Origin of the sequence: Roseateles sp. SL47, from assembly GCF_026625885.1 — a bacterium.
In the GTDB taxonomy this organism is placed as follows: Bacteria; Pseudomonadota; Gammaproteobacteria; order Burkholderiales; family Burkholderiaceae_C; genus Roseateles.
In genome coordinates, this window is sequence record NZ_CP113068.1 from 3,980,761 (window position 1) to 3,993,782 (window position 13,022).

Consider the following 13,022-nt stretch of genomic DNA (forward strand, 5'->3'; position numbering starts at 1 on the left):
AATTCAACGCTGGCGGTAGTGAACGGTGGATTGCTCGCGCAGGCGTGCGGCGGCCTGCTCGGGCGTGAGGTCACGCTGCGATTCGGCCAGCAGCTCAAAGCCGACCATGAACTTGCGCACCGTGGCGCTGCGCAGCAGCGGCGGATGGAAATGGGCATGCAACTGCCAATGGGCGCCGTCAGGGGCATCCGGGCCGCTGGGGGCGCCGTGCCAACCCATGGAGTAGGGGAAGCTGCATTGGAAGAGGTTGTCGTAGCGGGTGGTCAGCTCCCGCAGTGCCAGGGCCAGGCTGGTGCGCTGGGCCGGCGTGAGCTGCTGCAGGCGCTGCACCGGGAAGCGCGGCAGCAGCAGGGTCTCAAACGGCCATTCTGCCCAGTAGGGGACGATGGCCAGCCAGTCGTCGTTTTGCACCACCACACGCTCCGCATGCTCGGCTTCGGCTCGGGCCAGTGCCAGCAGCATCGGTTCACCGCGTTGTTGCAGCCAGGCACGCTGCTGCTCGTCTTCGCGGTGGGGCAGCTCGGGCAGGAAGTCGCAGGCCCAGATCTGGCCATGCGGATGAGGGTTGGAGCACCCCATCATCGCGCCCTTGTTCTCAAACACCTGCACCCAGCGCCAACGTTGGCCCAGTTCTTCGCTCTGCTCGCACCACATGTTCACCACACCTTGCAGCGCGGCCGTGTCCAGTTCCGGCAGGCTGCGGCTATGGTCGGGGGAGAAGCAGATCACCCGGCTGGTGCCCCGCGCCGGCATGGCCTGGAACAGGCCGCCTTCAGCATCGGCGCCCAGGCCGTCCGGCGCCGGCACATCGGCCATCAGCGCGGCAAAGTCGTTGTCGAAAACGAAAGTGCCGGTGTAGTCCGGATTTTTCTCGCCATTGATGCGGGTGTTGCCGGCGCACAAATAGCAGGACGGATCATGGGAGGGCCGTACGTCCGTATCCGGGCTTTCGGTCTGGCCCTGCCACGGGCGCTGGCTGCGCTGCGGGGACACCAGCACCCAGCGCCCGGCGAGCGGGTTGTAGCGGCGGTGAGAGTGTTGGTTGCGGTCGAAGGACATCGTGTTGCAAGGATAAGGGGCGGAACCTTACGGCACATGACGTGCCGAGGGAATGAGGGTCAACGCGTCCCGTGCGGAGCGTGGGGCGCCAGCCAGGCTGCCACGCCGCCGGGCGGCAGTGTCGCATTGCCCAGCAGCAGCGCAACACCCGACGGCAGCGGCACCGTGGCGTCGCCGGGGCCGTGGTTGATGGCGAATTGCAGGGCGCCACGGCGCCGCAGCCGCAGGCCCGGCGCTTGTGCGCTGATGGCCATGCTGTGCAGGCCGGCGCGCTGGGCGGCGTCCTGCAGCCAGGTCAGCAGCAGGCGGTCGTCCACCAGCATGGCATGCAGATCGACGCGGCCATGGGTGACGCGGGCCGGCCAGCCGTCTTCGCATCGCTCGCGCACTTGAACCTCCATGCCTTCGGCAGACGTCTCCAGCTCCACCAGGTCCCGCCACTGCGAGGCCTGGCCGCAGGTGTGGCCATCGCCGGTCTGCACCGCATAACGGCGCCCCGGACGCATCGACTCCACCGCGCGCACGCGGACCGGCATCCAGCGCCGCAAGGGGCCGGGGGGCAGGGGCTCGCTGATGGTCAGGCGCTCCGTCTTGCTGCCAGTGCGCGGGCCGGCGACGATCACGCCGCGATGCGCCTCCAGGCGTTCCACCAGCCGTTCTGACACATGCAGGGCTTGGGGTACGACCACCAGGGCGTAGGCGGAGAGGTCCGTCTCCGGGCCGACCACGTCCACGTTCAGGCCCAGTTGGCGCAGCGCCGAGTAGTAGCGGATGGCCACGCCAAAACCGGCCATGTCCTTGCCCTGCGGCTGGATCTGGCCCATCCACAAGGACGGATAGTCCAGCACCAGGGCCACCTGGGCTTGCGCCGTCTCCAGTGCTTCGGGGCCGGCGGCCTGCAGCACCTGGTCGATCTCGCGCCGCACCACGGCGGCTTCCTCACCGCCGACATCCCGCTGCCCATCGGGCCGGTGCAGACCGGAATGCATCTGCTCCTGGCCGTAGGGCAATTGGCGCCAGCGGAAATACGACACCAGTTCCGCCCCGTGGGCGAAGGCTTCCCAGGTCCAGGCGCGCACCATGCCGGGCAAGGGCAGGGCGTTCCAGTCCGCCCAGTTCACTGGGCCGGCCTGCTGTTCCATCACCCACATCCGGCCGTGGCCAATGCCGCGGTAGAGGTCATGATGGAAGGCGCTGATGTCCGGGTGGCCGGTGCGGGCCCATTGCTGGCGCTCAGCCTCGGTGACGAAGGTGGCGGCGGTGTCGATGTGGCCGAGCGGGTAGCTGTCCCAGGCGGCAATGTCCAGGTCACGGCCCATCTCGTGATGGTCGAACTCGCCGAACAGGCCCATGAAGTTGTGCAGCACGGGCCGGCCGGGGGCGTGCTGGCGCAGCAGGTCCACCTGCATGCGGTTGTAGCGCACCACTTCGTCCGACGTGAAGCGCCGGAAGTCCAGTGCATGGGTGGGCAGCGCGCTGGTGGGTTGGCCGACCGGGAAGCCCACATGTTCAAAGCTCAGGAACTGCACGCCCCAGAAGGCTGTGCCCCAGGCCTCGTTGAGGGCCTCGATGGTGCCGTAGCGCTGCGCCAGCCAGCGGCGGAATGCGGCCAGCGCGGCCGGGCTGTAGGAGAGGGTGGTGTCGTGGCAGCCGTATTCGTTGTCGGTCTGCCAGGCGATGACGGCGGGATGCTGGCCGTAGCGCTGCGCCATGGCGGTGACGATGCGCTGGGTGGCGGTCCACATCGACGGGCTGGAGAAGCAGTAATGGCGGCGGGCGCCAAAGGGCTTGACGCGGCCCTGGGCATCCAGCGGCAGCACATCCGGATGGGCCTCCACCAGCCACTGCGGGGGCGCGGCGGTGGGGGTGCCCAGAATGACCTTCAGGCCTTCTGCGGCCAGCGTGTTGATGGCCTCATCCAGCCACTGCCAGTCAAACTGGCCCTCGGCAGGCTCCATGCGGGACCAGGCGAACTCCGCAATACGGACGGTGGAGAGGCCCAGCTCACGCATGGCGCGTGCATCATCGGCCCAGCGCTCGCGCGGCCATTGCTCGGGGTAATAGCACACGCCCAGGCGCAGTGGCGGCGTCGCGGTGGAGGTCGGGCTCACAGGCGGTAGATGAAAGGAAGTTAATCGATTAACTCGATTGGAGCAAGCGCGTTGGGCGATGTCAACGACAACCAGGGTACAGCCGGAGTCTCGCCACGACAGTCCGGGCCGGCAGGACGGCGAGGCCGCATAGAATCGCAATGGCCGCATGCCCAGGAAGGATGGGCCCCGCAGCCGGGTGGCCCGGGCCTTGGGCGCACGACGTTCTTGGGGGTTACCCGCATTGCCCCCCGGTCGCTCATTAGGTCTACTCTTTTGAATTAATCGCTTAACCTGCCGATCCCACCCCTGGGGGCAGCCCAAAAAACGTGAGTGAGACAACTTTCCCGGTGGTCGTGCCTGTGCCGACCACCCTGGCTGCGCCCGAAGTCGGCTTTCTGAACCTCGGTCATTTCCAGCACCCCACCCGTCGCCTGGACGTCAACAGCCGCTATCTGAGCCTGGATGGCCAGCCCTGGATGCCGGTGATGGGCGAGTTTCATTACAGCCGTTTTCCCGAGCAGGAATGGGCCACGGAGCTGGCCAAGATGAAGGCCGGCGGCGTGGATATCGTCGCCAGCTATGTGATCTGGAACCACCATGAGCCCTATGAAGGCCAATGGTTGTGGGACGGGCAGCGCAATCTGTCGCGCTTCATCGATCTGGCCGCAGAAGCCGGATTGCTGGTGTATCTCCGGCCGGGCCCCTGGGTGCATGCCGAAGTGCGGCTGGGCGGTTTTCCGGACTGGCTGCCGGCCACCGGCCCGCTGCGCTGCAACCACCCGGTCTATCTGGGCCATGTGAAGCGTTTCTATGACCAGATCGGCGCGCAGGTGAAGGGCCGCCTCTGGTGCGACGGCGGCCCCATCGTTGGCCTGCAGCTGGAGAACGAATACGGCTCCACCGGTCCGGGCGCGGGCAAGGACCATATTGCAGAACTCAAGCGTCTGGCCATCGACGCTGGCATGACCGTGCCGCTCTACACCGTGACCGGCTGGCCGACGCTGGACATTCCGCCCACCGAAGTGCTGCCGGTGTCTGGTGCCTATGCGGACGGTTTCTGGCAGGGCTCGCGGGAAGCGCTGCCGCCATCCGGGGTGTTCCTGTTCAACACCCGCCGTGTGATCGGCGAGATGGGCAATGTGGACGGCACCCCGGCCGCAGGCCTGATCGACACCGAACACTATCCGTTCTGCCTGGCCGAAGCGGGCGGCGGCATGCATCAGAGCTATCACCGCCGCCCGGTGATCAGCACCGATGACGTCTACGCCACCACCCTGGTGCAGTTGGGGTCCGGCGCCAATCTCTATGGCTACTACATGTACCACGGGGGCACCAACCCGGTCTGCGAGACAGGTCCTTTGAACGAGACCCAGGCGAGCGGCTACCCCAACGACGTGCCGCAGTGGGGGTATGACTTCCACGCGCCGCTGGGCCAGTATGGGCAGGTGCGTCCCTCATGGGGCCGGTTGCGGCTCTTGCATCAGTTCATGCAGGCCTTCGGCGACACCCTCGCGCCGCTGGTCGCCGTGCTGCCGGAAGCCGGACCGTTGGACCCGGCCGACCGTGAGCAGGCCCGCGTGTCGGTGCGTGCCGTGGGTGCGGATGCGGACTCGATGGAAGGGTTTGTGTTCGTGAACCACCATGTGCGCCACCATCCGCTTCCAGCCAAGACCGGTCAGCATTGGTTGCTGCAGCCGCAGCAGGGCGAGGCGCTGCGCCTGCCGTCGACGGGCACCGTGGACCTGCAGCCCGGCATGGCTTTCATCTGGCCGGTGGGCCAGCGCCTGGGCACCTTGCGGATGCGCCAGGCCACCGTGCAGCCGCTGACACGCTGGACCGATGCCGAAGGTGGCGTTACCTGGGTCGGTTTTGCCATTGATGGCATTGAAGCCGAAGTGTTGGTGGACGGGCAGGGCCTGGCCGACCTCAAGGCCGAAGGCGCCACGGTGGAGACGCTGCCAGGTGGTGCGCGCCGTGTGCGACTGGTTCCCAGCGATGCTCCCCAGTTGATCGAGCTGATCACCTCCGACGGTCTGACGCATCGTGTGCTGGTGCTGTCGCAGACGATTGCAGCCCTGTCCCAGCGCATGCGCCTGGGCGGGCGTGAGCGCCTGGTCAGCAGCAGCCATCCCGCTTTCCTCGACGCGGACGGGCAGACGCTGTTCCTGCAGCGCCCGGCGACCGACAGCGGGCGGCTTTGCATCCACCCGGCCGACGGCCTGACCGGCGAACGCCATCTGGCCGGTGTGACCTGGGCATACTGGACCTGGGCCCCCGAACCGGCGCTGCACTGGACGCTGCAGCCGCCACTGCAACAACCGGCCGGCGACGCGCCAGCGATTCAATGGGGGCCGCACATCAGTTGGCGCGACGGCCCGGTGCCGCTGGTGCCCGATGAAGACGCGCACCGCGCCGCCGCCCGCTGGACGCTGACGCTGCCCCCGCAGGCGCTGGAGGCGCTGCGGGCCACGTCGGGCCAGCGCCTGTGGCTGACCCTGGACCTGGTGGGCGACGTGGCCCGGCTGTGGATCGACGGCCAATTGGTGGATGACCGCTTCTGCGACGGCAGCCGCTGGCAGATTGCGCTGGACCGTTGGCTGGATGGCGGTGCCGTGCCGCGCATCGAGCTGAGTCTGTTGCCGATCGCGGCGGACCTGCCGGTGTTCCTGGAGCCGGCCGCTCGGGCGGCTGGCGCGGGCGCCAGCCTGCGTTCTGCGGTGCTGAGCCTGGCCCGTACCGATGCGGTGCGTCCGCTGGTGGGGGGCTGAGCCATGGCATCGGTTCAACTGGATCGCATCGGCAAGACCTATGTCGAGGGCGGTGTGCCCACGGTGCATGAAGTGTCGCTGGACATTGCTGAAGGCGAGTTCTGCGTGTTTGTCGGCCCGTCGGGCTGCGGCAAATCCACGTTGCTGCGCATGATTGCCGGCCTGGACACCATCACCAGCGGCGAGTTGCGCATCGGCGGCCGCCGGGTCAATGAACTGGCCCCGGGTGAGCGCGATGTGGCCATGGTGTTCCAGAGCTATGCGCTTTATCCGCATCTGGATGTGGCGGACAACCTCGGCTTCGGGCTGCGGCTGGCGCGTGTGCCCAAGCCGGAGGCGCGCCAGCGCATCGAGGAAGTGGCGCGCCTGCTGCAGATCGAGCATCTGCTGCAACGCAAGCCCCGGGAGCTGTCCGGGGGCCAGCGGCAGCGGGTGGCCATTGGCCGCGCGTTGGTGCGCCAGCCGGGCGTCTTCTTGTTTGATGAGCCCTTGTCCAACCTGGATGCGGCCTTGCGCCAGCAGACCCGGCTGGAGATTGCCCGGCTGCATCGCAGCCAGGGCCGTGCCTGTTCCATCTACGTGACCCATGACCAGGTGGAGGCCATGACCTTGGCCGACCGCATGGTGCTGCTGCAGCCACCGCCCCCCGGCGCGACCGAACCGCAGGCCAGCGTGGCCCAGTGTGGCGCACCGCTGGCGCTCTATCGCCGGCCCCGCAACCTGTTCGTGGCGGGCTTCCTGGGCTCACCGCGCATGAACTTCCTGCCGGCGACTGTCCGTGCCCGCGGTGCCGATGGCGTGCATGTGGCCCTGCAAGACGGGGCCGTGCTGTCCCTGCCGATGCGTCCGGACGGCCTGGCCGAAGGCGAGGCGGTGACACTGGGCATCCGTGCCGAGCATCTGCGGCCAGCCACCGGCAGCGATCCCCGCTTGACGGAAACGCTCTCCAGCCAGGTGCAATGGATGGAGCACCTGGGTGACCAGAGCCTGGCCTATCTGGCGGGCCCGGGCGGCGCGCTGGTGTTGCGTCTGCCGGAAGGCGCGGCCACGCCGCAGGTGGGGGATGCCCTGCCGGTGGCCGCTTTGCGGGATGAGGTGCATCTGTTTGATCGCCACGGCGACGCGGTGCCGCGTCTGCACGAAGAGGTCGCCACATGCTGATGGCGGAGGATGACCAAGGGCTGGGTGAGCGGTCCGACGCCGCCGCTGCGGAAACCGGCGACCGCCGGCAGTGGTTGCGCGCGGGTCTCGGCCTGGGCCTGCAACTCGGCCTGGGCGGTGGCCTGACGGCGCTGTCCGGCACGGCATCGGCTCGCCTGCTGGCCGGGCAGGAACCGTTGCGTGTCTGGATCAACGGGGACAAGGGGTATGAGGGCATCGTCAAGATCGGCGAGGTCTTCACCCGCGACACCGGCATCCCCATCCGTGTGGAGCATCCCGAAAACGGCGTCTCCAAATTCGAGCAGGCCGCCGCAGCCGGCAAGGGGCCGGACGTCTGGATCTGGCCTCATGACCGCGCAGGCGGCTGGGCGGCGTCGGGCTTGATCCGCCCCGTGGCGCCGTCGCGGCGATTGCGCGAGCAGATCAATCCGCTCGCCTGGTCCCCGTGGCGCATCGGCGGCCGCACCTGGGGTTATCCGATGGCCATCGAAACCGTGGCGCTGATCTGCAACCTCGACCTGGTGCCACGCATTCCGCGCAGCTGGGACGAGGTCTTCGAGCTGGACCGTCGCCTGCGTCCGCAAGGCAAGCGGGCCATCATGTGGCCCTACAACGAGTTCTACTACACCTATCCGCTGATGTCGGCGGGCGGCGGCTTTGCATTTGCGCGCCGTGAGGACGGCAGTTGGGATGCCAGCCGCAACGGCATCGACACCTCGGGCACGCGGCAGGGCATGAACCTGCTCAAGCGCCTGGTGGACGAGGGCGTGGTGCCCCGCACGGCCACCTATGCCGAAAGCGAGGCCGCCATCAACGAGGGCCGCGTGGCGATGACCATCAACGGCCCCTGGGGCTGGAACAACCTGAAGAAGAGCGGCCTGCGGGTCGCCGCGGCACCGCTGCCCGCCTTGCAAGGCCGACCGGGCCGACCCATGGTGGGTGTGCTGGGGGCCATGGTCTGCGCTGCCAGCCGCCAACCGCTGCTGGCCACCGAATTCATCGAGAACTACCTGCTCAGCCTGGACGGCCTGCGGGCCATGCAGGCCCATGTGCCGCTGGGCGTGCCGGCCAACCAGTCGCTGCTGGCCGAACTGCAGGGCGATGCGCTGGCGGCCGGTACTGCCGCTGCCGCGCTGCAGGGGGAACCCATGCCCAACATTCCGGAAATGGCACGATTCTGGACCGCCATGAATGCCGCCGTCCAAAGCATTACCCAAGGCCGTGAAGGCGTGGACGAGGGCCTGACACGCGCCGCCCGGCGGGTGGCGGGGCAGGGGGCTGGGGCGCCGGGCGCCGCTGCCACCGGGGAGGTCCGCTGATGCGCGCGCTGAGCTGGGGCCTGCATGGCCTGAATGTTCTGGCCATCCTCGGCCTTTTGTTCCTCTGCCAGCAACTGCTGCGCGGCCATGAAGCTGCCTGGGCCATGGCCGTGCTGGCCCTGGCCGGCCTGCTGGTGCTGCTGCAGCTGTCCAAGCGTCTGCAGGCGTGGCGCTATGTCACGCCCGGTGTGCTGGCGGTGGCCGTGTTCATCGTGCTGCCCATGGGCTTCACGCTGGCCATTGGCTTCACCAACTACAGCTCTTCGCATTTGCTGTCGTTCACCCGCGCCACCGAGGTGTTGCTGCAGCAGACCGAGAGTGAGGGTCTGGGCATGGACCTGAGCCTGTGGAAGCAGCCGGCGGCGTCTGGCGGCAAGGGCCATGAGCGTTATGCCGCCAGCCTGGTGGACGACGACGGCCAGCGCTGGCGCAGTGAGCCGTTCAGCCTGGCTGACATTCCTCAAGGCCTGGCGTTGGTCGCTGTGCCTCCGGCGGAATCCGCTTCTGCGCCGGTCCCCAGTGCCGAGCGTTTGCACAGCCGCGCCGTGGTTGAACTGCTGCCGCAACTGCGCGAGCTGGTGCTGCGTACACCGGACGACCGCCGCTGGCGCCTGTCCAGCCTGCATCGCATCAACGACCAGAAACCACGCTTTGCCGCCAAGGACACCGACCATCTGGTCGACCTGCGCGACGGCAGCCTGCTCACCGCCGACCATGATGCAGGCGTGTGGCGGGATGCGCACGGCCATGCGCTGGAGCCGGGTTTCCGCACGACCGTCGGCTGGGCCAACTACGGGCGCATCTTCGGGGACCGGCAATTCCTGGAGCCGTTTGGTCGCGTGTTTGCCTGGACGGTGAGTTTCGCCACGCTCAACACGCTGCTGACCTTCGCCCTGGGCCTGTTCTTTGCGGTGGCGCTCAGCTGGCCGGCGCTCAAAGGCCGCTCGGCCTACCGCATTGCGCTGTTCCTGCCTTATGCGGTGCCGGCCTTCATCTCCATCCCGGTGTTCCGGGGGCTCTTCAACGAGAACCTCGGTGAAATCAACCTGGTGCTGGACCTGCTCTTCGGGGTGCGCCCCGGCTGGTTCAGTGATGCCACGCTGGCGCGTGCGATGGTGCTCACGGTCAACACCTGGCTGGGGTACCCCTACATGATGATTCTGGCCATGGGGCTGCTGAAGGCGATTCCGGAAGACCTCTACGAGGCCTCCGCCCTGGCCGGTGCCGGGCCGCTGACCAATCTGTTCCGCATCACGCTGCCGCTGGTGATGCGGCCGATGGCGCCCCTGCTGGTGGCGTCGTTCGCGGCCAACTTCAACAACCTGACCCTGATTGCGCTGCTGACCGAAGGCGCGCCGGACTATCTGGATACGGTGGTGCCGGTGGGTGCAACCGATCTGCTGGCGTCCTACACCTACCGCATCGCCTTTAATGACGGCGGCCAGAACTATGCGCTGGCCTGTGCGATCTCGTCGATCGTCTTTGTCATCGTGGCGCTGCTGGCCTATGTGAACCTGCGCTTCTTCGGTGGCGCCAAGACGGTGCGGCGCTGAGCCGCACGGAAGAGGACCAACATGCCGATGGTGATGACCTCCTCGCAACGCTGGCGTGTGCTGGCCTTGCATGCATTTTTGCTGGTGTTCATTGTGCTGAGCCTGCTGCCGCTGGTGATGATCGTCTCGATCTCGCTACGGCCCGGCAACTTTGCTGGCGGCAGCCTGATCCCGAGCGAGATCAGTTTTGAGCACTGGCGTCTGGCCCTGGGCCTGCCGGTGGTGGATGCGCAGGGCAAGGTCACCGCGCCGCCGTTCCCGGTGCTGCAATGGATCTTCAACTCGCTGAAGGTGGCGCTGGTGAGCGCTGCGGTGTGCCTGGTGCTGTCGGTCACCAGTGCCTATGCCTTCGCCCGCATGCGCTTTGCCGGGCGCGACGGCACGCTCACCGCCATGCTGCTGCTGCAGATGTTCCCGTCGGTCCTGGCGCTGGTGGCCATCTACGCCATCTTCGACCGCCTGGGGGACTGGGTGCCCTGGCTGGGCCTCAACAGCCACTGGAGCCTGGCACTGGCCTACACCGGCGCGGTGGCCCAGCACATCTGGCTGGTGAAGGGCTACTTCGAGAGCATTCCGCCCGATCTGGAAGAGGCCGCTGCGGTGGATGGCGCCAGTCGCTGGCAGTCCTTTGTGCTGGTGCTGCTGCCGCTGGCCAAACCGGTGCTGGCCGTGGTGTTTGTGCTGGCCTTCCTGGGCGCCATGATTGAATACCCCGTGGCCTCGGTGCTGCTGCACGACGAGCAGCAACTGACGCTGGCCGTGGGCTCGCGACTGTTTCTGTTCAACCAGCGTTATCTGTGGGGCGACTTTGCCGCCACGGCCTTGTTGGCGGGCTTGCCGCTGACGCTGATGTTCCTGCTGATGCAGCGCTGGCTGGTGGCCGGACTGACGGCGGGCGGGGTGAAGGAATGAACGCGACCCCCAGCCCGGTGATGCCGGCCCGCCGCTGCGCCGATGCGGCCGACGCCTGGACGCTGACCAGCCGCGACGGCCTCCAGATCCGCATTCTGGGCCTGGGGGCCAGCTGGGTCGGCTGCCGCGTTCCGCTGCGGGACGGCTCCAGCCGGGAGGTGCTGCTGGGGTTTGATGACCTGGATTCCCAGCGTCGTAATCGGGCCTATGTGGGGGCGACGGTCGGCCGTTGGGCCAACCGGATTGCCGGCCAGCGCCTGCGTCAGGACGACCGCAGTTGGACCCTTGCGACCGAACCTGGCGCCAATCACCAGCTGCATGGCGGCCCGGGCGGCTTCCATCAACGTGAATGGACCTTGCTGGAACTGGCGGACGATCGCATCCGCCTGGGCCTGCATTCCGCCGACGGCGACCAGGGCTTTCCCGGCGATCTGGCGGTGGAGGTGCTCTATCGGCTGCTGCCGGGCCATGTCGTGGAGATCGACTATCGCGCCCGGCTGGGCGGCAACCGCGCGTCGCCGGTGGGCCTGACCAACCATGCGTATTTCCAACTGGACGGCCATGACGACCAGGATGTGCGCCGGCAGCGCCTGCAGGTCACCGCCTCGCGCGTGCTGCCGGTGGACACGGACGGGTTGCCCACGGGCGCGCCCGAGCCGGTGGACACAGCGCAGGCCGGGCGCTGGGATTACCGTGGCTCGCGAGTGATCGGCCAGGCGCTGGACAACGCCTTCCTGCTGGAAGAGGGCATTGCCAGCATGGCGCGGGCAGCAGCCACCTTGAAATCCGCCGACGGTCTGCTGGCCATGGATCTGTTCACCACCTTGCCGGCGCTGCAGGTCTACACCGGTGAGTTCCTTGGCAGCGGCACCCAGGGCTGCCACCCGCGCTGGCCGGCTTTCAGCGGCATTGCGCTGGAACCGCAATACCTGCCGGACAGCCCGCACCACCCGGAGTGGCCGCAGCCGGACTGCTGGCTGAAGCCAGGCGCCGTGTGGGCCCATCGCATCCGATACCGCTTCAGACCATGAAGCTCCGGCCCTGAACGTCCAGCGTTGAAGTTCAGGGCCGTCTGCATCCGAATTCCCCCCACCACAACCAAGCAAAGGAGACAAGGGAATGAAGAAGAGACTGTGGACACGACGTGAGGCCCTCAAGACGGGGCTCAAAGGGCTGACTGTGGGTGCCGTTGCCGCTAGCGGGCTGGTGGCCATGCCGGCCTTGGCGGCGACGCTGGTCAAGGGCGCCGATGTCAGCTGGGTCAGCCAGGAGGAATCCTCCGGCTACAGCTTCTACAACAGCGCCGGCACCAAGACCGACCCGTTCAAGCTGTTGAAGGACCTGGGTGTCAACACCATCCGCCTGCGGGTGTGGGTGAACCCCAGCGGCGGCTGGTGTGATGGCGCGGACACGCTCTACAAGGCCAAGCGCGCCGTGGCGCAGGGCCAAAAGATCATGCTGACCTTCCACTACAGCGACAGCTGGGCGGACCCGGGCAAGCAGAACCCGCCATCGGCCTGGGCCAGCCACAGCCTCAGCCAACTGGTCACCGATGTGTATTCACACACCCAGGGCATCCTGAGCTACCTCAAGACCAATGGCGTGACCGTGGACTACGTGCAGGTCGGCAATGAAATCAACAGCGGCATGTTGTGGCCCACCGGCAAGGCCTCGGGCAGTAGCTTCTCCAACCTGGTCCAGCTGATCAACAGCGGCTATGACGCCACCAAAGCGGTGTTTCCCAGCGCGAAGGTGGTGCTGCATTTGTCCAATGGTTATGACAATTCGCTGTTCCGTTGGTTCTTCGACGGCATGAAGTCCAATGGTGCGAAGTACGACGTGATTGGCATGTCGCATTACCCGACCTCGTCCAACTGGAGCACGTTGAATGCACAGTTGTCGACCAACATGTCGGACATGGTCTCGCGTTATGGCAAGCCGGTGATCATTGCGGAAACCGGCATGGACTGGCAGCAGGCGACGGCGTCCAAGGCGATGCTGTCGGATGTGCTGACGCGGGTGTCGGCCCTGGGCAGCAATGGGCTGGGGGTGCTGTATTGGGAACCGCAGGCCTATCCGGGCTGGCAGGGTTACACCTGGGGCGCGCTGGATGGTTCCGGGCGGTTCACGAGTGCTTTGGATCCGTTCTGAACGCTG

At 67.2% G+C, this 13,022-nt stretch carries 9 protein-coding genes; 7 read left to right on the top strand and 2 right to left on the bottom strand.

Going from position 1 to position 13,022, the window contains the following annotated elements:
* Positions 1 to 3 precede the first annotated feature (3 nt).
* Positions 4 to 1,059 (bottom strand): UDP-glucose--hexose-1-phosphate uridylyltransferase, encoded by a 1,056-nt coding sequence (locus OU995_RS17585; RefSeq protein WP_267831304.1) that lies wholly within the window; start codon positions 1,057 to 1,059, stop codon positions 4 to 6.
* A 59-nt stretch (positions 1,060 to 1,118) separates the two neighbouring features.
* Positions 1,119 to 3,140: a beta-galactosidase gene (locus tag OU995_RS17590; RefSeq protein WP_267836294.1), complete on the bottom strand. Its 2,022-nt coding sequence runs from the start codon at positions 3,138 to 3,140 to the stop codon at positions 1,119 to 1,121.
* 338 nt (positions 3,141 to 3,478) lie between these two features.
* On the opposite strand from OU995_RS17590, the gene OU995_RS17595 reads away from it, so the two are divergent.
* The 7 genes from OU995_RS17595 to OU995_RS17625 all read left to right on the top strand — a co-directional run bounded on the left by OU995_RS17595 (position 3,479) and on the right by OU995_RS17625 (position 13,016).
* Positions 3,479 to 5,920 (top strand): beta-galactosidase, encoded by a 2,442-nt coding sequence (locus tag OU995_RS17595; protein WP_267831305.1) that lies wholly within the window; start codon positions 3,479 to 3,481, stop codon positions 5,918 to 5,920.
* 3 nt (positions 5,921 to 5,923) lie between these two features.
* The gene (locus OU995_RS17600) at positions 5,924 to 7,081 is read left to right on the top strand and encodes an ABC transporter ATP-binding protein (protein WP_267831306.1); all 1,158 of its coding nucleotides are present in this window, start codon (positions 5,924 to 5,926) and stop codon (positions 7,079 to 7,081) included.
* Positions 7,075 to 8,400 (top strand): maltose/maltodextrin ABC transporter substrate-binding protein MalE, encoded by a 1,326-nt coding sequence (malE, locus tag OU995_RS17605; protein ID WP_267831307.1) that lies wholly within the window; start codon positions 7,075 to 7,077, stop codon positions 8,398 to 8,400. Before OU995_RS17600 ends, malE begins: the two co-directional genes overlap by 7 nt.
* The gene (malF, locus tag OU995_RS17610; RefSeq protein WP_267831308.1) at positions 8,400 to 9,953 is read left to right on the top strand and encodes a maltose ABC transporter permease MalF; all 1,554 of its coding nucleotides are present in this window, start codon (positions 8,400 to 8,402) and stop codon (positions 9,951 to 9,953) included. Before malE ends, malF begins: the two co-directional genes overlap by 1 nt.
* A 21-nt stretch (positions 9,954 to 9,974) precedes the next feature.
* Positions 9,975 to 10,865: a maltose ABC transporter permease MalG gene (malG, locus tag OU995_RS17615; protein ID WP_267831309.1), complete on the top strand. Its 891-nt coding sequence runs from the start codon at positions 9,975 to 9,977 to the stop codon at positions 10,863 to 10,865.
* Positions 10,862 to 11,896: a galactose-1-epimerase gene (locus OU995_RS17620; protein WP_267831310.1), complete on the top strand. Its 1,035-nt coding sequence runs from the start codon at positions 10,862 to 10,864 to the stop codon at positions 11,894 to 11,896. The genes malG and OU995_RS17620 overlap by 4 nt, the downstream gene beginning before the upstream one ends.
* An 88-nt stretch (positions 11,897 to 11,984) precedes the next feature.
* Entirely contained in the window at positions 11,985 to 13,016 is a 1,032-nt protein-coding gene (locus OU995_RS17625) for a glycoside hydrolase family 53 protein (protein ID WP_267831311.1), read from the top strand.
* Positions 13,017 to 13,022: the final 6 nt, after the last annotated feature.